Raw genomic sequence first — 22,198 nt, forward strand, 5'->3', positions numbered from 1 at the left:
CGCCGCGCGTCGTCCTCGCTCGGCGATGCGCACCCGATTCCGAGGAAATCCCATGCCGAGCATCCTGGCCGCGCCCGCCAATCTCCCGCCCAGCCCCGTCGCGGCGGAAACGCGCATGGTGCACGACGTCGCCACGCTGAAGCCGTCCGACTATCGGTCGGCGGACGGCGCGTCGTGGGTCATCTCCATCATCACGCCGGCCGCAGACAGCGGCGCGAACGTGACCGGCACGACGTACTTCGACACCGCAAAAGGCCAGACCGTTCCGGTACCCGATGCGCGGCGCCGCTATGCGAATCGCGGCACGTGGCAGGTCGTCGCGAGCTCGAGCCCTGCCGTGCCCGCCACCGGCCGCTACGACTGGCTGACGCTCGCCTGGCTGCCGATCAACCGGCGGCCGCTGCCCCAAACGCCCGAGCACCTGTATTCGCCGTTCATTCGCGGCGGCACGATCGTGTATCGCTGGAATCCGGCGGCGGAAGGCGGCGAACAGTTCGGCAACGTGCGGATGATCTTTCCGGAATGGACGCAGCAGGTGGCCGATGCGTTGCGGGCTGCTCCGGCCGCGTCGCCCGACGGGGCGAGCGCGTCGGCCGTATCGTCGGCGCTCGATCGCCTGAAAGCGGACACGAATCCGATGACCGCCGTGCTCGACTTCGGCGATGCCCTGCGCGATGAACCGGTCGAGCGGATCGTCGCGCGGCTGCCGGGGCTGCTACGGGTGAAGGATCTGCACGAACTATCGGCGATCGTGTTCCTGTGCCTGTCCGGATCGCGCGCCGAAGACCGGCCGCGCTTCGCCGAAATGATCAATGGCGCAATCGCGTCGACCGACGACAGCGCGCGCCTGCTTGCGATTGCGTATGGCGCATTCGCGGCCGGCCGGGCGCGGCCCTATCCGTTCAACGATGCGGGGCAGACGGCGCGGATCAACGACGTGTTCGGCGTGTTGAAGCGGCGGACCGCGGCGCTCAACGTGCCGGTTGGGGAAGGGTCGCCTTGGTACGAGTTCTTCACCGCGTATCGGCTCGGCGGCGCGGGGTCCGGCAACGGACCGTAATCGTCCGCAGTAATCCGCCCCACGGCAGTCACGCCCGATCGCCAGCCCCCCACGCGCTCGCAACGCGGTCAACCGGCATTCCATTCGCGTACGACATCGCGATCAATAAATCCCGAATCGATTGTCGATCTATTCGACCTTTTGAATTGATTCGTCCGGTGTTAGATTTCCGCCCGGCCTCAGAGCCATCTCAAATAACCCAAACCAAAAAGACCAAATCATGAAATCTGTATTCCGTCATGCCGCTCTGGCATTGGTAACGATCGGCTTTCTGTCGGGCTGCGCGAGCAGCGTGACACGCGACGCCGGCGATCAGCCGGGGGCTATCGCAACTGCATCGACGCCCAAATTCGGCTCGAAACCCGTGATCGTTCAAGTCACGCTCGACAAAGCCGCGCAAGACGCGCTGAAAGACAATCTGAAATTCAGCCCCGAGAACCTGAAAGGGAAAATCGAAAGCGCACTGGCCGCACGCAAGTTGCTGGCAACGGCCGGTTCGACCGATGCGATGCACCTGAACATCGAAGTCAACGGCATTCGCGTGCGCTCGAGCTTCTCGGCAGTGATGTTCGGCTTCATGGCGGGCAACGATCACGTCGACGGCACCGTGACGCTCACCGACGCCGACAATCATCAGATCGACCGCTTCAAGGTGTCGGCCTCGTATGCGCTCGGCGGCCTCGCCGGCGGCATGGACGATACGCGCCTGAACTGGCTGTACGAGAAGTTCACCGAGAAGACGCTGACGACGCTCGATCCGGCGACCGACGCGCAGCAAGCGGACGCAGCGCAAGCCCCGTCGAGAAAGCTGTAATCGCCGACGCCCGACAGGCCCCGCATGCACGGCCCGTCGGGCGTCGACCACCGCGCTCGCCGCTGCGACGACGAAGCGCATATCCGGCCCGTGTCGTGTCGATGAACGCGATTCCGCTGACCGCCGCTGACCACCGGGCCCGTCCGATTTGCAGCCTGCATGCCTGAAAATCACGGCGCCCTGATCCTGCCTCTTCCGTCGAATTCGCAACGAGCCGTTACGTTCTCGGCGGGAACCCCCATCCGCGGCGACCTGTCGAATCGCCGACACGACCGTCGACGGCTTCGTCGCCGTGGCGGACAATCCCGTCTCCAGCCCCGCTCGTTCGCACCCCATCCTTCTTCATGCTGAGCATTGGTCCCTTCTCGATCCGCGTCGTCGCGGTAGCCGTCGCGGCACTGCTCGCGTGGCTCGTCGCGCGCCTCATCCAGCGCCGCCCGCCTGATGGACACCACAAGACCGCATCGAGCCTGATCCTCGACACGCTGCTGCTCGGCCTGCTCGCCGCGCGTATCGGCTACGTCGCGCAGTGGTGGCACGAGTACGCGGCCGCACCGCGCTCGATCATCGCGCTCGGCGACGGCGGCTTCGACTGGCGCATCGGCCTCGCGGCCGCGATCGTGTTCGCGGGCTGGCGCCTGCGCGGCCTGCCCGCGCTGCGTCGCCCGGTGATGGCCGGCATGCTCGCGGGCGTTGCCGCATGGGGCATCGCGCAGGGCACGCTCGCCACGTTGCAGCACAGCGCGCCGCCGCTTGCAGCGTTGCAGCTCGAAGCGCTCGACGCCACGCCGGTACCGGTGCAACGCTTCGCGGGCAAGCCCGTCGTCGTGAACCTGTGGGCGACGTGGTGCCCGCCGTGCCAACGCGAAATGCCGATCCTCGCGCAAGCGCAGCAGGATCATCCCGGGATGACGGTGCTGATGGTCAACCAGGGCGAAGACGCACAAGCGGTGCGCGCGTTCCTCGAACAGAAGGGGCTGCGGTTCGATCACGTGCTGCTCGATCGCACGCTGCACGCGATGCAGACCTACGGTTCGCGCGGGCTGCCGACGACGCTCTTCTTCGACGCGAAAGGCAATCTCGTCGAATCGCACATGGGCGAGATCACCGCCGCGCGGCTGAAGGATGCCGTGGCGGACCGCTTCGGCCAGTAACGCGCGCCGTCCGAAGGACAGCGGCACCGCGTCGTCACGCCCGAGCAGCGCGAAAGGCTCCGGAACGTTTCGCTGGAACGGCTGATGCAGACGCTGGCGTCGTTGGGCCAGCATGTGGAAATCGTGGTGCGGCCTGCGGGGCCGCCGCGTTCGGCCGGCATCACGGTGTCGGTCTGACGGCCCGCGGAATGAACGAAACGCAGTGTGTGTAGCGGGCCGGGCCCGGCCGCCGCCGAAGGCCCGTCACAGGCGAGCGGGAGCAACGTACCGGCGCTCCGCGATCACCCTCGATACGCCGGCACCGTACTGATCGCCGCGGATTCCGGCGACGCGCCGGAACTGACGGTCAAGGCTGCGAAAACACCATCACGCGCCCTTGCACACGCTGGAGCTTCAGCCAGCCCATGTCGGCGGTGAAACGCAGTTGCTGCAGCGGGAAGTCGAACTGCGCATTCCCGGCGGCGCTCACGACCGCATTGGCGATCCAGCGGATCAGCGCCTTCCCCTCGTCGGTCGTCACGCTGCCATTCTGCACGCCGTAAAAATAGCGGTTCCCGGCGTTGACCTCGTTCTGCAACTGCATCCAGTGCCCCGGCAACCCTTGCAGGGTCTTGAACAGGTCGGCAACCCGTTGCGTCGTGAGACCGCGCGCCCACAGCGCGCCGTTCGCGGCCGGCCGGGCCAGGTTGTGACGATCCGCGGCCTGGGCCTGCTCCTTGATCTGTCCCCTCAGAGAATCATCCTTCGTCATGCCACACTCCTCATCGTGATGGGCGCGGGAGAACAGCCTCGCGCGCGACGCATGCACGATACGCCCATTGCAAGAAGTCATCGCCTGTCAGCTATGTCAGGCTTCCCTGTCAGGCGTCTGTCCCCATCACGCTTTCTTCTTTCCCTTCAATACGAACGCAGCTGCCGTACACCCCACCATGGCGACACCCGCGATCAGGAACGTATCGCTGTACGCCATCAGCAGCGCCTCGCGCATCACGCGCTGATTCACGAGCGCGAGGGCCAGCTCGTGCACGCCGCCGGTCGACGAACCCGGCAACGCATCGGCACGCGGCACGTGCACACGCGACAGCAGCCGCACCAGCATCGTCATGCGTTCCTGAAAGGCTGCCGAGAACGGCGAAACGGCCTCGCCGATCCGCATCGCGTGCAGCTTCTGCCGCTCGACGACGATCTGGCTCGCCACCGCGATGCCGATCGCGCCGCCAACGTTGCGCACCATGTTGAACACGCCTGACGCCGAACCGAGCTGCGCCTTCTCGATTCCGTCGACGGCCATCACCGACAGCGCGATCACGACCAGCGACTGCCCGATCCCGCGCACGACGAGCGACGGCACGATCACATTCGATGCGGCGTCGGCGCTCAGGTGGATGTTCATCAGGCAGCCTGCCGCGACGAGCGCGAAGCCGAGCACGATCGTCGCGCGCGGGCTCGTGCGGCGCATCAGCGGCGGCGTCAGGAACGACATCACGAACTGCACGAGCCCGTACGGGATCATCGCGAGGCCGATGTCGCGCGCGCTGTAGCCGTGCAGTTCGGCGAAGTAGTTCGGCACGAGAAACACCACCCCGAACACCACCGCGCCGAACAGGAACTGCATCAGGCTCGCGATCCCGAAGTTGTAGCGGCCGAGCAGCCGCAGGTTGATGAACGGCTCCTTGCGCCGCAGCTCGATCGCGACGAACGCCGCGAGCCCCGCCGCCGCGACGATCGACAGCTCGACGATCAGGTCGGATGCGAACCAGTCCTTGCGACCGCCCTCCTCCAGCACCATCTGCAGCGCGCTCAGGCCGAGCGCCATCGTCGCGATTCCGAACCAGTCGGCCTGGCGCAGCTTCGACAACTGCACGGGCACCGGGCGGATCGCCCATGCGATCGCCACGATCAGCGCGATCGCGGGCGGAATCTGCAGATAGAAAATCCAGCGCCACGAATACATGTCGGTGAGCCAGCCGCCGAGCGACGGCCCGGCCGCCTGCGCGACGTTGTTCGCCACCGCGAACAGCGCCATGCCGAACGGATGCTTCGACGGCGGCAGCTCGGTGACGATCAGCTGGAAAGACAGCGGAATCAGCACGCCGCCGAACGCGCCCTGCAACGCGCGCGCGACGATCATCGACGAGATGTTCGGCGCGACCGAGCACGCGATCGAAAACGCCAGAAACCCCGTTGCGCCGACGAGCAGCACGCGGCGCGCGGAGAACACCTGCACGAGCCAGCCGGTGAGCGGAATCACGACGATCTCGGCGACGAGGTACGCGGTCGAGATCCACGACCCCTCCTCGAAGCTCGCGCCCAGCGAACCGCGGATGTCGGGCAGCGACGCGTTCGTCACGTGCACGTTCATCCCTGCCATGAAGCAGCCGAATACGCCGCCGAGCACCGCGACCCATGCGCGCAGCGATACGGCTTCGTCGTGCGCGGCCTGCGTTGCGGCCGCCGTCACGACCCGGCTCCCGGCGCGCCGCGCGTATCGACGCGCGCGATCACCGACATGCCGGGCCGCAGCACGAGGCCCGGCGGCGGTGCATCGAGGCGGATCTTCACGGGCACGCGCTGCACGACCTTCGTGAAGTTGCCGGTCGCGTTGTCGGGCGGCAGCAGCGCGAATTCGGCGCCCGAGCCCGGCGCGAGCCCGAGCACGCGGCCGTGCAGCGTGCGGCCCGAGTATGTATCGACGTCGATCTCGACTGGCTGCCCGTCATGCATCGCGCCGAGCTGCGTCTCCTTGAAGTTCGCGACGACGTACACGTCGCGCAGCGGCACGACCGCGAGCAGCGGCATCCCGACCTCGACGTACTGGCCCGCGCGCACCGCACGCTGGCCGATCGTGCCGTCGCGCGTCGCGCGGATCACCGTATGTGCGACATCCAGTTGTGCCAGCGCGCGCTTCGCTTGGGACGCCGCAAGCCGTGCACGCGCCTGCTCGATCGCAGCCGCGCTTTGTGCGCGGCGCCGGCGCAGCACCGTCTGCTGGTCGTCCTGCGCGCGCACCGCCGCGCTCGCGCGGGCCAGTTCCGCACGCGCCTTCAGCGCATCGGCGTGCGCCTGTTCCCAGCGTTGCCCGCTCGCGGCCGATTCGGCGAACAACTGCCGATAGCGCGCCGCATCGGCATCGCGCCGCGTGGCTTCGGCACGCGCGGCGGCCGCGTCGGCCTGCGCCTGCTCGATCACGCTGCGCTGCTGGCCGACCTGCGCGTCGAGCGTGGCGGCCGCGGCTTCCTCGGCCCGCAGTGTTGCGTCGGCCGCGGCAACGGCCGCCTGCGCATCGTCAAGCTTCGCGCGATAGTCGCGATCGTCGAGCGTGACGAGCACGTCGCCACGCTTCACGGGCTGGTTGTCGTCGACGGCCACGCGTGCGACATAGCCGGCCACGCGCGGGCTGACGGTCACGATGTCGGCGCGTACGTACGCGTCGTCGGTGTGCTCGATGAAGCGGCCCACCGTCCACCAGCGCCAGCCGAACCAGGCCAGCGCGATGACGGTGAAGAAGACGCCGGCGGCGATCCAGTGGCGCCGCGCGAAACGGGCGGATTTCTCGGGGACGGCTGTGGTGCTCATGATCGGAATCGGAATGGTTGAGTGCGGGCGGAGTCACGAACAGGCGGCTAGCGCTGCCAGCCGCCCCCCAGTGCCTTGAAGACGGCCACCTGATCGAGCGCGACCTGTTGCGTCGACGCGGCCAGCGCGGCATCGACCGCGACGAGGCTGCGCTGTGCGTCGAGCACGCCGAGAAAATCCAGCGCGCCCGCGTCGTAGTTCAGTTCGGCCAGCCGGTAAGCGCGTGCGTGCTCGGCACGCGCGGTGTCGAGCGCGGCCTTGCGGCGCCACTCGGCGCCATAGCGTGCGAGCGCCTGCTCGGTTTCCTTCAGTGCGCGCAGCACTTGCGCATCGAACGACGCACGCGCGGCGGCATCGTCCGCGCGGGCCTGCGCGAGTTGCGCGCGACTCGTTGCAACATTCGGAAAGCGCCAGGTGATCAGCGGCCCGACGCCCCACGCGATCGCGTACTTGTCGCCGAGCGACGACGGATCGCCGGTCGTCGACAGCCAGTTCACCGAACCGCCGAGCACGATCGACGGATACAGCTCGGCCGTCGCGACACCGATCCGTGCGTTCGACGCGGCGAGCCGCCGCTCGCTTTCGCGCAGATCGGGCCGGCGCCGAAGCAGCGCGGCGCCGTCGCCGACCGGGAACGGTCGCACCAGCGACGGCGTCGCGCGACAGCGCGCGGCCGCGTCGGGAATCGCGCCGGGCGCGTGCCCGGTCAGCACGGCCAGTTCATACAACGCGGCACGGCGCGCGCCTGCGAGCGCGGGCAAATCGGCGCGCGTGTCGTCGGCGAACGCGCGTGATCGCGCGACTTCCAGATCGGACACGAGACCGTGTGCACGTTGCCGGGCGGTCAGCGCGGCGAGGCGGTCGGCGATCGCGACCGAGCGCTCGGCCACGTCGATCCGCTCGCCGTACGCGCACGCCTGCGCATAGGCGGCCGTCGTTTCGGCGGCCACCGCGACGCGCATCGCATCCGACGCAGCCTGCACGGCCTCGGAATCGGCACGCGCGGCGTCGACGAGATGGCCGACGCGCCCCCACAGATCGACTTCCCACGACACCGCGAACGACGGCGCGAAACCCCAGCGCGTACGCGCATCGGTGCCCTTCGCGCTCGCGACGATCTGGTCGGACGCGAGCTTGCCGTAGTCGACGCCGAAGCCGGCCGTCGTATCGGGCAACCGCGCGGCGTCCGCTTCGTCGAGCACGGCCCGCGCACGCGCGACGCGCGCCGCGGCCACCGCGAGATCGCGGTTCTGCGCGAGCGCTTCGCGCACGAGTGCGTCGAGCGCCGGATCGTCGAACAGCTGCCACCAGCGATCGGGCAATGCCCCGCCGGACGCGACGGGTGCATCGGCCGCCGCGTCGAACGGCGCCGTGCGCGCCGCATCGGCCACCGGCGGACGGTACGGTGCGCCGACCGAGCAGGCGGCAAGCATCGCGGCGCTCAGCAGCGCGGCAGCAACGGACAAACGGAAGGAAACCGGAGGAAATGACGAGGCGCGCATCGTGCAATGGCAGTCGAACAAACGATGGGCCTATGGTAATTTCGACCCATTCGGTCGATCTCGCGCGCAAAGCGCATTCGTCGTCGAGAAATGGACACATGGATCAATTTTTCAGCGCGCTCGAGCACCAGGACAAGCACAAGCAGATCGCCGTCGTCGCGTCCGACGCGGCGGCCGGCATCGCGTATCCGCCGCATTCGCATCGGCATGGCCAGCTGATTCACGCGATTTCCGGCGTGATGCTCGTGCATGCGGATGCCGGTAGCTGGGTCGTGCCGACGGGGCGTGCGGTCTGGGTGCCGGGCGGCACGCAGCACGAGATCCGAATGGCCGGCGACGTGCAGATGCGCACGGTGTTCGTCGCACACGAAGTGCGGCCGAGCCTGCCACGTGAATGCCGCGTGATCGAGGTCGGCACGTTGCTGCGCGAGCTGATCGTGACCGCGAGCGAACTGCCGGCGGATTACGACCTCTCGCATCGCGCGGGTCGCGTGCTCGCGCTGATCCTCGACGAAATCGAGATCGCGCCGCTGCTGTCGCTGCACGTGCCGATGCCGCGCCATCCGGTGCTCGCCGCGCTGTGCACGCGGCTCATCAACGAACCGTCATCGGTCGTCACGCTGCAATCGTGGGCGCGCGACGCGCACATGAACGAGCGCACGCTCGCGCGCACCTTCAAGCGCGAAACGGGGATGACGCACGGTGCATGGTGCCGCCATGCGCGCCTGCTGCTGAGCCTGCCGCGTCTCGCCGCCGGCACGCCGATCCTCGAACTCGCGCTCGAGCACGGCTACGACAGCCCCAGCGCGTTCGCGGCGATGTTCCGCAAGGCACTCGGCGTGCCGCCGAGCGAATACTTCCCGCGGCGCTGAACCGTACTGCCTGTATCGCGACGATCGCGCGCCGACGTGCGCACGCGCATGGACGCTGACACGCGGTGCGAATACGGCAACGATCGCATTCGAGCCGGCGACGACGGCCGACGTTGCGACATCGCGCGAGATCGCTCGAGATCGCGGTTCGGGAAGGGACGGGAAAGGGCGGGAATCGGCCTGCTGCCGGCGTGCGTCGCGGACGACGGACTACGTTCAGGCGCGTGGGTGCGTGTACGGCCCGATTGCCGGGCGGAGGAAGTGGGGGTGTTTCTGGCGTATCCGTCGCGCAAGCATCGCGACGCCAAGACGCGCGCGCGGGTGAATTTCATGAAGTCGGAACTGCGCGCCAAGCTTGCCGTCCGTGCGGCAGCAACCGCACGGACGACGACACGACCGCGCCGGACATGTCCGGCGCGGCCGCCGGGCCGCCCGTTACGCGACGGCCTTCACCGCCTGCTGAGCACCAAAAAACGTCGCCTGCGCCGCTTCGTCCGCGCGCGCATACGCGCGGTTGATGCCGCTGATCACCGCGCGAATCGACGCGGTCGTCAGGTTCGCATCGATGCCGACGCCGAACGCGCTGCCGCGCACGCCCGTGCCGGACAGTTCCGCGATCGCGATCGCCTTCGCATCCGCGCCCTGCGACAACGCGCGCTCCTCGTAGTGCTGGATCCGCAGCGGCGTACGCAACGCGTGCATCAGCGCGTCGAGCGGGCCATTGCCTTCACCGCGCAGCACGCGGCGCTCGCCGTGCACATCGGCAGTCAGCACGATCGTCTCGCGGCCGTCGCGCTCGGTCAGCTCATGGCCGACATATCGCAGCGGCGCATCGCCTTCCACGTATTCCTGCTGGAACAGCGACCAGATCTGTGCGCTCGTCACTTCGAGCCCGCTGTCGTCGGTCAGGCGCTGCACGGCCGCGCTGAAGTCGACCTGCAGGCGGCGCGGCAGCACGACGCCATAGCTCTGCTCGAGCAGGAACGCGATACCGCCCTTGCCCGACTGGCTGTTCACGCGAATGATCGAGTCGTACGTGCGGCCAACATCGCTCGGATCGATCGGCAGGTACGGCATTTCCCACACGGCATCGGGGCGCTGCACCGCGAAGCCCTTCTTGATCGCATCCTGGTGCGAGCCGGAGAACGCGGTGAACACCAGGTCGCCGACATACGGATGGCGCGGATGGATCGGCAACTGCGTGCATTCCTCGGCCATGCGCGCGACTTCGTTGATCTGCGAGAAATCGAGGCCCGGATCGACACCCTGCGAATAGAGGTTCAGCGCGAGCGTGACGAGGTCGACGTTACCGGTGCGCTCGCCGTTGCCGAACAGGCAGCCCTCGATCCGGTCGGCGCCCGCCATCACCGCGAGCTCGGCCGCGGCAACGGCGGTGCCGCGGTCGTTGTGCGGATGCACGGACACGATCAGCGCATCGCGGCGCGCGAGGTTGCGGTGCATCCATTCGATCTGGTCCGCGTAGAAGTTCGGCGTGCCGACTTCCACGGTGGCCGGCAGGTTCACGATCGCCTTGTGCTCCGGCGTCGGCTGCCACACGTCGAACACGGCGTCGCAGACTTCCTTCGCGAAATCGAGCTCGGTTGCCGTGAAGGTTTCGGGGCTGTATTGCAGCGTGAAATGCGTGTCGGTCGCGGCATCGGCGAAGCGCTTGATCGTGCGCGCGGCGTTCACCGCGAGCGCCTTCACGCCATCGCGGTCGAGGCCGAACACGATCTTGCGGAATTCCGGCGCGGTCGCGTTGTACAGGTGCACGATCGCGCGCTTCGCGCCGCGCAGCGAGTCGAAGGTGCGCTCGATCAGGTCGTCGCGCGCCTGCGTGAGCACCTCGATCGTCACGTCGTCGGGAATGTGGCCGCCTTCGATCAGCTCGCGCACGAAGTTGAAGTCGGTCTCGGACGCCGACGGGAACGCGACCTCGATCTCCTTGAAGCCGATCGCGACCAGCATCTTGAACATCCGCATCTTGCGCGCCGCGTCCATCGGCTCGAACAGCGACTGGTTGCCGTCGCGCAGGTCGGTGCTCATCCAGATCGGCGCTTGCGTGATCGTGCGCGTGGGCCACGTGCGGTTCGGCAGGTTGACGGGTGTGAACGGTCGGTACTTCGTCGCGGGGTTCTTCAGCATCATGATGTTCGGTCCTCGGTCGGTTTGTCGGGAAACCGCCGCGCGCTGGCCATCAATCGTGAGGGCAGGCTGCGCGCGCAGCGATGAAAACGGTAGAAAACGGCACGACGGCAAAGCGGTACGGCGAACGACAGCCTTGGCGGTTGAGCGACCGGGACGGAGCGGAGCGATTCGGAAGAAGGACGAACTCAGGCGCCGGTCGACAACCGGGGCCAGGTCGGTGATGCGGGGGAGATCTGGCGCTTCAGGAAAGAAGCAGATGGAAAGCGCGCAGCCGCAGACCCAGCCCGGAGAAACGGGCTAGTAGTCGTAGCGAGAAGAGGGGCTGGGCGGCTTGCATGGCCGAAATCAAATCACAGGCGGATGGGGGCTGTCAACTAGCCGAGCGCACATGGCGTTGCATCTGATCGCTCAGAATCAGTCCAGTCCGATAGGCGGCGCGGCGCCGCGTCGATATGCTTCATGGGTGCGGCGCCGGTGAGGCCCCTGTTCACGTTCGGAGTGAGTTGGTCAACGTACTTCGCCGGTTGCCGCACCCCCTTCCCTGTCGCGATCGGGTTTCGGTGCGGGCGTTCGGTGGTGGCCGGTGGGCGCGGCCACGACTGAGATGCTGATGTTGAAACCAACGCTGCCATATGCGAACGCCGAGCGCCCGCGCCCAAGCCCGATTGCTCCCACCTCCCGCCCCGCCTGTACCGTCGCGCATCATTCAGAAAATCGACACACCCGTCGATATAATTTCCCGAATATATCGAAACACCACCCATTAAATACATTTCACTCAATCGATTAATCTTGATTTTCGATTGACTGAACAATAGCCATTCCCCGGCGAATATTTTCTGATTTATTTTTCGGCATGCTCGGTATGTCGCATTTCAAACGGCAAACGTTTGCGCGACATGGCTTGAAGCCTTACCCATCATTCCCCAGGAGGAAAGCATGGCCGATTTTCAAACGTCATCCAATCGCGCCGGCGAGTTTTCGATTCCGCCGAATACCGATTTCCGCGCGATTTTCTTCGCGAATGCCGCCGAACAGCAGCACATCAAGCTGTTCATCGGCGACAGCAAGGAACCCGCCGCTTATTACAAGCTGACCACGCGCGACGGCACGCGTGAAGCGACGCTGAATTCCGGCAACGGCAAGATCCGCTTCGAAGTGTCGGTGAACGGCAAGCCGTCGGCCACCGATGCGCGCCTCGCGCCGATCACCGGCAAGAAATCGGACGGCTCGCCGTACACGGTCAATTTCGGGATCGTCGTGTCGGAAGACGGCCACGACAGCGACTACAACGATGGCATCGTCGTGCTCCAGTGGCCGATCGGCTGACCTGACACGCGCGTGACGACCGACCACCGCCGGCCGCCCGCGGGCCGGCCGGCGGTGACGCGCCGCATTCAGCGGCCCCCCTTTTTGCGTCTGAACCCGACCTAACAACGGAGACATCCATGCCCCTCCTTTCGGCTTCGATCATCAGTGCACCGGTGGCGACATCGGAAACCTACGTCGACATCCCGGGCCTGTACATCGACATCGCCAAGGCCGACATTCGCGACGGCAAACTTCTGGTCATCCTCAACGTGCCGACGCCGTACGCGACCGGCAACAACTTTCCCGGCATTAATTTCGCGATCACGACCGACAAGGGCGTCGTCGCGGACGGCACCTTCACCTATTCGTCGAAGGTGCCGGAAAATACCGGCCGCATGCCGTTCACGCTGGTGGCGACGATCGACGTCGGCAGCGGCGTCACGTTCGTGAAGGGCCAGTGGAGAAGCGTGCGCGGCAGCGCGATGCATATCACCTCGTATGCGAGCATTTCCGCGATCGGGGACACGGCCGCGCAATCGTCGTCGACCGGCAGCGGAAGCGGCGAAACCGGAGCGGGCGGCAACCCGGGCGGCACGGGTAGCGGCACGATCGGCGGCGGCGGCGAGCGCGACGGCACGTTCAACCTGCCGCCGAACGTCAAGTTCGGCGTCACCGCGCTCACCAACGCGGCGAACGACCAGACGATCGACATCTACGTCGACGACAACCCGAAACCGGTCGCCACGTTCAAGGGCGCCGGCGTGCAGGACCAGAACCTCGGCACCAAGGTGCTCGACTCCGGTAAGGGACGCGTGCGCGTGATCGTGATGGCGAACGGCAAGCCGTCGCGGCTCGGCTCGCGGCAGGTCGATCTCTTCAAGAAGACGTACTTCGGGATCGTCGGCTCGGAAGACGGCACCGACGACGACTACAACGACGGCATCGTGTTCCTGAACTGGCCGCTGGGTTAAGCAGCATCACGCAGCGCCCCTCGCCACGCCGCCCGGCGTGGCGATTCATTTCAACGCGCGTGCCCGTCTCCTCCGCCACGCGCGACAGCCCCGACACCGTCAGTTCGGCCGCATGTAACGATCGAAATTGTCGATGTATTCGTCGAGGTGAAGTTCCAGTGCCTTCCTGTATTCGTCGCAGAAATACCGGACCGTTTCTTCCCGCGTCGCGGCCATGTCCGCACCGGACTCATGGCCGGATGCGCTGAGCCATGCGTTGAATCGTGCGGTCGCATACATCATCGATGCGCTGACTTTGCCACGACTCGGTGCTTTTTGAAGCTGCTCGTTCGATAGCTCGATGTGCTCGTCTGCACGAGCATAGAAATTTTCGTCGACTTCCATGGCTTATGCGCTGCGCGTGAAGTGAGGGTCATTGTCCCGTATTTCAGGGGGCTGCACCACCATGTTGCTTCGCACGATGACCGGCAATTCGGCATTGCATGCGCGCACATCGACGCATGCATGCAACGATGCCGCCCGCCGCGACCGGCGGCACCGCGCCGACCGTCAACCGGCCCGCGATCCGGCAGGATTCGACATCGCCACCGGTTGCGACCAAGCAGCCGACGCCAGGCGCATGCGCGCATCGAGCGCCACGCGGTTGAACGCCACACGCCGTTCACCGCTCAGCTTCGCCGTCTTGCCCGCCTGTACCAGCGCGACCGGGTCGACGAGGCGATCATGCCGCCGGACCTCGAAGTGCAGATGCGGCCCCGTGGCCGTACCCGTGCTGCCGACCGCGCCGATAGGCTGGCCGCGCGCGACCCGCGCGCCGGTTCGCAGCGACGGCTCGAATGCCGAAAGGTGCGCGTAGTACGACGCATAGCCGCCGTCATGGCGGATCACCACGTACTTGCCGTAGCCGCGCGGCTCGGTGCCGATGAACGTCACGACGCCGCGCTCCGACGCATGAACCGCACGCCCGGCCGGCGCCGCGAGATCGACGCCGGAATGCACGTGACGCGCGCCGGTCACCGGATGCACGCGCGCACCGAAATGCGAGCTGATGCGGTTTGCGCTGACCGGCATCGCAAACCGCGCGCCGGCGAGCGGCACGCCGTCGAGGTCGTAATACGCGCCCGGCGAACGGGCATCGGGCGCAAACCATACGCCCGCGATGTGCTGGCCGCGCAAACGAAGCTCGAGCGCCGTCACGCGCACGCCGCCCGGCCGTGTCGCGTGGCTGTCCGGTTCGTATGCAACGCGGAACGTGTCGCCAAGCGCACCGCGCTGTTTCAGGTCGACGCGGCCGGCGAGCATGCGGGTAATCTGCGCGGCAACGCCGGCCGGCAGATCGGCGCGCGCCAGCGACGCCTGCAGGCTGCCGACGATCGCGCCGCCACGCGCGCCGCGATCGGCTTCCGCGAGCACGAACGGCTCGGCCGCGGCAAGATCGACGGGACGCCGCTCGAACGCAGCGTGCTGGCCCGTCACGGGCAACGCGGACGCAAGACCGTAGTCGAACCTCGATGCGTACGCGCGTTCGACCGCCCCGCGCGCCGCGTCGCACAGCACGCGGTAAGCCACGCATGCACCGAAGCGCGCCACCGGGTCGTCGCGTTCGCCGGCCGTCGGCACGGTCGACGCATGAGACGACGCGTAGGCAACGTCGAGCGGCGCGGCCGTCGATGCATGCAAGCCGCCCCACGTCGTGCGCGCGGCATTGAAAAAGGGCACGTCGACAAGGTCAACCATCACGGGCGAAAACGGCGCGTCGTCGTGCGACGCGTGCGCCACCGCACCCGGCGCGCCGGCCACACAGGCCGCCGCGATGACGCCGCGCAGCAGCGTGCGGCGCATCGGGACACCGCGAACGCCGCGCTGTGCGGGTTGACCTTGCTCGCGTGCGAGACGGAAACGCAGGTCTAACCGCATGACGTCGTCACTCGCTGTCTGTCAGTGAAAAATCGGGAAAGAGCCGGGTATCGCGGAGGAACGATCGGTGCGACCCGGCAACGTAAAACCGAGTGTATCGGCGTGATCGACGCAGCTGAATAGGACTAGTCTCATTTGAACGCACAGCCGCTTAGTACTAAATCGAAATCGCGATTTCGCGGCACGGCGCCCGGCTACGCGGCATTCGACCCCACCTGTTCGCGCGAACCATTGCGCGCCGTGTACAGTCGAACGCTGCCGGCGCGTCAGCCGCAAGCCTGCCCGACCACGGCGGGCACGCGACGCATCGCGCACTGTGCCTTCAAACCGGAATCCCGTCATGTTGCTCGATCACCTGCACCCGGAACGCTGGACGTTCCTGTGGAACGCGCTGTCCACCCTCTCCATCAAGCTATGCGCCGGCCTGGCGCTGCTCGTCGCCGGCTGGTGGCTGTCGAAACGCATCGGCAACTGGCTGAACCGTCTGCTCTCCAACAAGGAGCGCGTCGACGACACGCTGCGGCCGATCCTCTGCGACGTCGCCGTCTGGGGCATCCGCATCGTCGCAATCGTCGGCGCGCTGTCGCAGCTCGGCATCGAAACCGCGAGCATCGTCGCGGTGCTCGGCGCGGCCGGCCTCGCGATCGGGCTCGCGCTGCAGGGCACGATGCAGAACATCGCGGCCGGCATCATGCTTCTGCTGCTGCGGCCGTTCAAGGTCGGCGACTATATCGACGGCGGCACGGGCGTCGCGGGCACCGTCGACGAGGTCGGGCTGTTCATGACGCGGCTGACGAAGCCGGACGGCATCTGCGAATACGTGCCGAACAGCGCGCTGTGGGGCAGCTCGATCCGCAACTACACGCGCAACCCGACGCGCCGCCTCGATCTCGAAGTGGAAGTGTCGGTGCATGACGATATCGATCGTGCGCTCGACGCGCTGCGCGCGCTGGCCGCGGCCGATCCCGACGTGCTGCAGGATCCCGCGCCGGACGTGATGGTGATGCGCTTCGACGACAGCACGGTCGTCGCGAACATCCGTGTGTGGACGCATACCGAAAACTTCTGGGCGATGCGCTGGCGCATCGCGCGCCAGGTGCGCAAGACGCTCGCCGACGCGCATTGCGCGCTGCCGATCCGCACGCGCGAGCTGCACGTCGTGCACGACACGGAGCGTCGCGCCGACCGCGCACAAACGCGCGCGCTTTAATCGGCGAAGGCCGCGAAGCCCGGCATCTTCTCGAGCGCGATGCAGGTCGTCGCGGCCAATCTCGACGCGTACGCGGAATTCGTCGAGCGCGTGCTGCGCAAGCAGGCCGGGGGTTCGTCGATTCAGTCGAGCCTCGCGTTGCGCGAGGTAAAGTTCTCATCGCGCGTGCCGGTGCCGGGCGACTGAACGGCGCGACGAACGTGGAAGCCTCCCCCGAAACTCCGAAACTCATCCCATGGAGCACTACTTTATGACGCGATTCCTCCCTTCCGTGTCGCTGGCCGCCACGCTGGCCTGCGCGTTGGCACTGAGCGCCTGTGCCGCGCAATCCACGCCGTCGGCTCAATCGCCGGCGCCGGCCGCACCGCCGATGGTCGGCAGCGATCGCGATGCGCACGGCTGCATCCCGTCGGCCGGCTATTCGTGGTGCGAAGCAACGCAACAATGCGAGCGCCCGTGGGAACTCGCCAAGCAAAAGGGCTTCGCGAATTCGGCGCAAGCGTACGACCAGTTCTGCCGGAACGGCGCCGCGAAGTAAAGTGACGTGACGTCACGCGATCGTGTCGCGGCCCGCCGCCGCGACACGACGCGACGCCCCCGAAATTCCCTCCCGATCCCGCTCGGTTACCCCCATCTTTCCCGCTTCCCGCGACCGTCGTTCCGGAAACCCGGACACACAAAAAACCCCACAAAAACAACGGTATTTTTCGTTTGTGACACAGCAAACGAGTTCGGTTACATTACGCGCCCCTTGCCACCCCGCTCCCGCAAAACGCGTCGCGCGCAGCCTCTTTCCACGCAGCCTGAAGCGCCTTCCGCCCAGGCTTGCCGCAAGGGCCCGGGCGCGTCGTGCGCCACTGTGACGCAGGCGCTTGCCTGCCCGCAGGAAGCCGATCCGAAGGTGTCCTTCCGACGGCTTCGCGTGCGCAAATGCAACGGCGCGCCGCGTCGATCCGGAATTCCGGATTCGCGATCCGGATCTCCGGATACGCGATTCGCCGCGATCGACACACGCGCCGGGCGGCTTGGCAAACCGATGCATCCAAGTTGAAAAAGGGATCTGCTGTGATCAAAACGTTACGGGTAATACTGTCGGCGCTCGCGCTGTGCGTCGCCGCGTCGTCCGCGCATGCCGCCGATACGAAGAAGGTCGACGTCCTGCTGGTGGGCGGCGGCATCATGAGCTCGACGCTCGGCGTCTGGCTGCACGAGCTTCAACCTGACTGGTCGATGACGATGGTCGAGCGCCTCGACGGCGTCGCGCTGGAAAGCTCGAACGGCTGGAACAACGCCGGCACCGGCCACTCGGCGCTCGCCGAACTCAACTACACGCCGGAAAAGGCGGACGGCAAGATCGACATCTCGAAGGCCGTCGAGATCAACGAGTCGTTCCAGATCTCGCGCCAGTTCTGGGCGTGGCAGGTCAAGCAGGGCGTGCTGAAGAACCCGCACTCGTTCATCAACTCGACGCCGCACATGAGCTTCGTGTGGGGTGACGACAACGTCCGCTTCCTGAAGAAGCGCTACGAAGCGCTGCAGGCCAGCCCGCTGTTCCGCGGGATGCAGTATTCGGAAGACTACGACCAGATCAAGCAGTGGGTGCCGCTGATGATGGAAGGCCGCGACCGCAACCAGAAGGTCGCGGCAACGTGGACGCCGATCGGCACCGACGTGAACTTCGGCGAGATCACGCGCCAGTTCGTCGGCTACCTGAAGACGCAACCGAACTTCACGCTGTCGCTGTCGAGCGAAGTGCGCGAGATCAAGCGCAATGCCGACGGCACGTGGCATGTGACGTGGGTCAAGCTGCACTCGGATGAACCGGCGCAATCGGTCGACGCGAAGTTCGTGTTCATCGGCGCGGGCGGCGGCGCGCTGCACCTGCTGCAGGCGTCGGGCATCCCCGAGGCGAAGGACTACGGCGCGTTCCCGGTCGGCGGCTCGTTCCTCGTGACGGACAACCCCGACGTCGTGAAGCAACACCTCGCGAAGGCATACGGCAAGGCGTCGGTCGGCTCGCCGCCGATGTCGGTGCCGCACCTCGACACGCGGATCATCGACGGCAAGAAGATCATCCTGTTCGGGCCGTTCGCGACGTTCTCGACCAAGTTCCTGAAGAACGGTTCGTACTTCGACCTGCTCAAGAGCACCAACACGCACAACGTCGCACCGATGATGCGCGTGGGGGTGGACGAATTCCCGCTGGTCCAGTACCTCGCCGGCCAGCTGATGCTGTCCGACGACGACCGCTTCAACGCGCTGAAGGAATACTTCCCGAACGCGAAGAAGGAAGACTGGCGCCTGTGGCAGGCCGGCCAGCGCGTGCAGATCATCAAGCGCGACCCGGTGAAGGGCGGCGTGCTGAAGCTCGGCACCGAGATCGTCGCGTCGCAGGACGGCAGCATCGCGGGCCTGCTCGGCGCATCGCCGGGCGCGTCGACGGCCGCGCCGATCATGCTGAACCTGATGAAGAAGGTGTTCAAGGACAAGGTCGCGACGCCCGAGTGGCAGCAGAAGATCCGCCAGATCGTGCCGAGCTACGGCACGAAGCTGAACGACAGCCCGGCGAAGGTCGTCGAGGAATGGACGTACACCAGCGACGTGCTGCAGCTCTCGCCGCCGCCGAAGATCGACGTCAACGTCCCGTCGCAGGCCACCGGCACCACGCCGGCCCGCCCGGCGAAGGCGTCGGCCGACATGGCGCTGTAACGCGCCAGTCGCCGCGCGACACCGTTGCGCCGCATGACACGGCCGCCCTTCGGGGCGGCCGTTTTTCATTGGGGCGGCGATCGGGGCCTGTTTTCCGGAAACAACGCGCGCTGAATGCGCGCTGTCCTTGCACGCAGCGCCCGCAGCCGGTCGCCCGCAACCGGCCCCCCGCAGCCGATCGTCCGCATTCGCCTGCCCGCTTCCGCTAGAATTGCGGCACGCGCGACCCCGTCGCCGCCCGATCCATCATCCGCATCGACGCAATCCAAGCGACGCCCGATGCGGCCCGCGCCCGAACCGCGCGAGCGCCGCCCGTCGTTGCCGCGCCCGCCCAGGCGCCACCTCAACCGAATTCTGCTGGAGAAAGACCTTGTTTACCTGCCGAAACCAGAGCTGCGGCACGCAGTGGGAACAGTCCGACGTCGTCATCAAGGACGAAGGCCAGGGGCTGCTGTTCCGCTGCCCGCTGTGCGGCGCGCGCAACTATCTCGAACGCTTCGAGGGCGACGACGGCACCGTCGTCTACGAACAGATGGAAGGCAAGCCTTACCTCGGAGACCTCGAATGACCCAGCCGACCGCCACGCCGTTCAGCGCACTGCCGTTGACGCCCGCCACGCTCGCCAACCTCGCGCAGCTCGGCTATGTCGACATGACGCCGATCCAGGCCGCGAGCCTGCCGGTCGCGCTGGCCGGCCAGGACCTGATCGCGCAGGCGAAGACGGGCAGCGGCAAGACCGCCGCGTTCTCGCTCGCGCTGCTGGCGCGCCTCGATGCGCGCCGCTTCGACGTGCAGGCGATGATCCTGTGCCCGACGCGCGAACTCGCCGACCAGGTCGCGCAGGAAGTGCGCCGCCTCGCGCGCGCCGAAGAGAACGTGAAGGTGCTGACGCTGTGCGGCGGCACGCCGATGCGCCCGCAGGCGCAAAGCCTCGAGCACGGCGCGCATATCGTCGTCGGCACGCCGGGCCGCATCATGGATCACCTCGATCGCGGCAACCTGAAGCTCGACGCGCTGAACACGCTGGTGCTCGACGAAGCCGACCGGATGCTCGACATGGGCTTCTTCGACGACATCGCGAAGGTCGCACGGATGTGCCCGACCACGCGCCAGACGCTGCTGTTCTCCGCGACCTATCCGGACGGCATCGCGAAGCTGAGCCAGCAGTTCCTGCGCAACCCGAAGGAAGTGAAGCTCGAGGAGCGTCACGACAACAGCAAGATCCGCCAGCGCTTCTATGAAGTGACGGAAAACGAGCGGCTGCATGCGGTGGGCCAGTTGCTGAACCACTACCGGCCGGTGAGCACGATCGCGTTCTGCAACACGAAGCAGCAGTGCCGCGACCTGCTCGACGTGCTGCACGCGCAGGGCTTCCACGCGCTCGCGCTGCACGGCGAGCTCGACCAGCGCGAACGCGACCAGGTGCTGATCCAGTTCGCGAACCGCAGCTGCTCGGTGCTGGTGGCAACCGACGTCGCCGCGCGCGGGCTCGACATCGCGCAGCTCGAAGCGGTGATCAACGTCGACGTGACGCCCGACCCCGAAGTGCACGTGCACCGCATCGGCCGCACGGGCCGCGCCGATCAGGACGGCTGGGCGCTGAGCCTCGCGAGCATGGACGAGATGGGCCGCGTGGGTGCGATCGAGCAGGCGCAGAAGCGCGACGTCGAATGGCATCCGCTCGCGGAACTGAAGCCGGCCGACGACGGCGTGCTGACGCCGCCGATGGAAACGCTGCAGATCCTCGGCGGGCGCAAGGACAAGATCCGCCCGGGCGACGTGCTCGGCGCGCTGACCGGCGACGCCGGGTTCGACGGCAAGCAGATCGGCAAGATCAATGTGACCGAGTTCTCGACCTATGTCGCCATCGAGCGTGGCGTGGCGCGCGACGCGCTGCGCAAGCTCAATGCAGGGAAGATCAAGGGCAAGCGGGTCAAGGTCCGGTTGATGGACGAAGAGTGATGCCGGCGCGCGCCGTGACACCCACGCGGCGCGCTCGCCCGTCGACCATGCGTTCGACACGCTGAAAACCGATGGCGATCTGAAGAACGTGTCCGGCGTCGGCGCGGGCGCGCTGCGCGCCGCACTCAGGCCAGCGCGGGATAACCGTACGCGGCCGCCTGCTGCTCGAACAGTGCAATCGCATCGTAATCGGCTGGCGACAATCGTTCGAATCCCTTCAGCCGCAGCACGCGCGCCCGTTCCGCATCGGCCGACACCGCGCGGTCGAGCGCATCCCGCAATGCGGCGGCCTGTGTGTCCGCCAGCGCCCGCGATGCGATGAACGGCAACCCCGGTGCGGATGCCGTCATCCCGATGATCCGGATGTCCGCCAGCAATCCGGGCAGCGCGTCGCGCACGTACGCGAACGTCACGCAGTCGATCGCCGCGCAATCGGCCTCCGCCGAAGCCAGCGCACGCAGCACGTTCAGATGCGAGCCGAGCGCGGCCACCGATCCGAAGAATCGTCCGTCGCGCGCATGCGGCGCGACCGCATGCCGGAGCGCGTTCATCCCGCTGTGCGAATCTCGGCCGTTGAAGGCGGCCCGCAGCCCCCGGCATGCGGCGAGCGTCGTCGCGCCGCCCGCATGCGCGCGCGCCGACACGGCCAGCACGCTACTGTAGTGCGCGCCGTGGCAGCCGTACGCATCGAACACGGGGGTCGCGATCAGTCGCACGACATCGCGCAAGCCCAGCATCCGGTACGGATAGCCGCAGGTCTGCGACAGCAGCAGATCGTCGCGCCGCCAAAGCGCATGCAGGTCGTCGAAGGGTTCATCGGGAGGCGCCACTTCGGCGGCCCCGCCGCCCGCGTTCGCGAACGCATCGAGTGCATCGCGCAGCAGCGCGCGCCACAGCGCGTCGTGGCGCGGCGTCACGTTGTACATCGGCAGGGCGGCGATCCATGGGCTCATGCGGGCATTCTACGCATCGCCGCTCGCGCAGCGGAATCC

General features: G+C 67.1%; 19 protein-coding genes and 2 pseudogenes. 13 read left to right on the forward strand and 8 right to left on the reverse strand.

Annotated features, from left to right (window positions below; translation table 11 throughout):
- Positions 1-52: 52 nt before the first annotated feature.
- The 4 genes and pseudogenes from ACPTTC_RS32285 to ACPTTC_RS32300 form a co-directional block, all read left to right on the forward strand.
- Positions 53-1,060, forward strand: a complete 1,008-nt coding sequence (locus ACPTTC_RS32285; RefSeq protein ID WP_423395426.1) for a hypothetical protein — start codon at positions 53-55, stop codon at positions 1,058-1,060.
- A 220-nt stretch (positions 1,061-1,280) separates the two neighbouring features.
- Entirely contained in the window at positions 1,281-1,874 is a 594-nt protein-coding gene (locus ACPTTC_RS32290) for a DUF4410 domain-containing protein (protein ID WP_423395427.1), read from the forward strand.
- Between the two features lie 344 nt (positions 1,875-2,218).
- Entirely contained in the window at positions 2,219-3,028 is an 810-nt protein-coding gene (locus ACPTTC_RS32295) for a prolipoprotein diacylglyceryl transferase family protein (protein WP_423395428.1), read from the forward strand.
- Between the two features lie 57 nt (positions 3,029-3,085).
- Positions 3,086-3,205: pseudogene (locus tag ACPTTC_RS32300) on the forward strand (XRE family transcriptional regulator); the annotation flags it as partial.
- A gap of 169 nt (positions 3,206-3,374) precedes the next feature.
- Here ACPTTC_RS32300 and ACPTTC_RS32305 read toward each other — a convergent pair.
- The 4 genes from ACPTTC_RS32305 to ACPTTC_RS32320 all read right to left on the reverse strand — a co-directional run bounded on the left by ACPTTC_RS32305 (position 3,375) and on the right by ACPTTC_RS32320 (position 8,070).
- Positions 3,375-3,779, reverse strand: coding sequence for a peptide ABC transporter ATPase (locus ACPTTC_RS32305; protein ID WP_175956806.1), 405 nt, complete (start codon positions 3,777-3,779; stop codon positions 3,375-3,377).
- 126 nt (positions 3,780-3,905) lie between these two features.
- Entirely contained in the window at positions 3,906-5,489 is a 1,584-nt protein-coding gene (locus ACPTTC_RS32310; protein WP_423395429.1) for an MDR family MFS transporter, read from the reverse strand.
- Positions 5,486-6,604: an HlyD family secretion protein gene (locus ACPTTC_RS32315; RefSeq protein ID WP_423395430.1), complete on the reverse strand. Its 1,119-nt coding sequence runs from the start codon at positions 6,602-6,604 to the stop codon at positions 5,486-5,488. Before ACPTTC_RS32315 ends, ACPTTC_RS32310 begins: the two co-directional genes overlap by 4 nt.
- A gap of 47 nt (positions 6,605-6,651) precedes the next feature.
- On the reverse strand, positions 6,652-8,070 hold the full coding sequence (locus ACPTTC_RS32320) for an efflux transporter outer membrane subunit (RefSeq protein ID WP_423395431.1): 1,419 nt from the start codon (positions 8,068-8,070) through the stop codon (positions 6,652-6,654).
- 134 nt (positions 8,071-8,204) lie between these two features.
- Here ACPTTC_RS32320 and ACPTTC_RS32325 point away from each other — a divergent pair, with 134 nt between their 5' ends.
- Entirely contained in the window at positions 8,205-8,978 is a 774-nt protein-coding gene (locus tag ACPTTC_RS32325; RefSeq protein WP_423395432.1) for an AraC family transcriptional regulator, read from the forward strand.
- Between the two features lie 435 nt (positions 8,979-9,413).
- On the opposite strand, the gene leuA is transcribed toward ACPTTC_RS32325, so the two are convergent.
- On the reverse strand, positions 9,414-11,123 hold the full coding sequence (leuA, locus tag ACPTTC_RS32330; protein WP_423395752.1) for a 2-isopropylmalate synthase: 1,710 nt from the start codon (positions 11,121-11,123) through the stop codon (positions 9,414-9,416).
- Between the two features lie 942 nt (positions 11,124-12,065).
- On the opposite strand from leuA, the gene ACPTTC_RS32335 reads away from it, so the two are divergent.
- Together ACPTTC_RS32335 and ACPTTC_RS32340 are read left to right on the forward strand one after the other, a co-directional pair.
- Positions 12,066-12,455 (forward strand): fucose-binding lectin II, encoded by a 390-nt coding sequence (locus ACPTTC_RS32335; protein WP_175965404.1) that lies wholly within the window; start codon positions 12,066-12,068, stop codon positions 12,453-12,455.
- Between the two features lie 119 nt (positions 12,456-12,574).
- Positions 12,575-13,408, forward strand: a complete 834-nt coding sequence (locus tag ACPTTC_RS32340; protein ID WP_423395433.1) for a fucose-binding lectin II — start codon at positions 12,575-12,577, stop codon at positions 13,406-13,408.
- 99 nt (positions 13,409-13,507) lie between these two features.
- Here ACPTTC_RS32340 and ACPTTC_RS32345 read toward each other — a convergent pair whose 3' ends face one another.
- A complete protein-coding gene (locus ACPTTC_RS32345; protein WP_423395434.1) occupies positions 13,508-13,792 on the reverse strand; it encodes a DUF3144 domain-containing protein in 285 nt (94 codons plus the stop codon).
- Positions 13,793-13,957: 165 nt separating this feature from the next.
- Positions 13,958-15,325, reverse strand: coding sequence for a M23 family metallopeptidase (locus ACPTTC_RS32350; RefSeq protein WP_423395435.1), 1,368 nt, complete (start codon positions 15,323-15,325; stop codon positions 13,958-13,960).
- 340 nt (positions 15,326-15,665) lie between these two features.
- On the opposite strand from ACPTTC_RS32350, the gene ACPTTC_RS32355 reads away from it, so the two are divergent.
- From ACPTTC_RS32355 to dbpA, 6 genes and pseudogenes are all read left to right on the forward strand, one after another.
- Complete coding sequence (locus tag ACPTTC_RS32355) at positions 15,666-16,535, forward strand: mechanosensitive ion channel family protein (RefSeq protein ID WP_175956813.1); 870 nt, start codon at positions 15,666-15,668, stop codon at positions 16,533-16,535.
- 39 nt (positions 16,536-16,574) lie between these two features.
- A pseudogene (locus ACPTTC_RS32360) lies at positions 16,575-16,721 on the forward strand (Lrp/AsnC family transcriptional regulator); the annotation flags it as partial.
- Positions 16,722-16,785: 64 nt separating this feature from the next.
- Positions 16,786-17,073: a hypothetical protein gene (locus ACPTTC_RS32365; protein WP_423395436.1), complete on the forward strand. Its 288-nt coding sequence runs from the start codon at positions 16,786-16,788 to the stop codon at positions 17,071-17,073.
- Positions 17,074-17,582: 509 nt separating this feature from the next.
- The gene (gene mqo / locus ACPTTC_RS32370) at positions 17,583-19,244 is read left to right on the forward strand and encodes a malate dehydrogenase (quinone) (protein WP_423395437.1); all 1,662 of its coding nucleotides are present in this window, start codon (positions 17,583-17,585) and stop codon (positions 19,242-19,244) included.
- A gap of 370 nt (positions 19,245-19,614) precedes the next feature.
- Entirely contained in the window at positions 19,615-19,812 is a 198-nt protein-coding gene (locus tag ACPTTC_RS32375; RefSeq protein ID WP_059237929.1) for a hypothetical protein, read from the forward strand.
- Positions 19,809-21,206 (forward strand): ATP-dependent RNA helicase DbpA, encoded by a 1,398-nt coding sequence (gene dbpA, locus ACPTTC_RS32380; protein ID WP_060358332.1) that lies wholly within the window; start codon positions 19,809-19,811, stop codon positions 21,204-21,206. Before ACPTTC_RS32375 ends, dbpA begins: the two co-directional genes overlap by 4 nt.
- Before the next feature lie 125 nt (positions 21,207-21,331).
- Here dbpA and ACPTTC_RS32385 read toward each other — a convergent pair whose 3' ends face one another.
- Positions 21,332-22,159, reverse strand: a complete 828-nt coding sequence (locus ACPTTC_RS32385; protein WP_423395438.1) for a phosphate/phosphite/phosphonate ABC transporter substrate-binding protein — start codon at positions 22,157-22,159, stop codon at positions 21,332-21,334.
- Positions 22,160-22,198 lie beyond the last annotated feature (39 nt).

The organism is Burkholderia mycopellens (assembly GCF_964265025.1).
Lineage (GTDB): Bacteria > Pseudomonadota > Gammaproteobacteria > Burkholderiales > Burkholderiaceae > Burkholderia.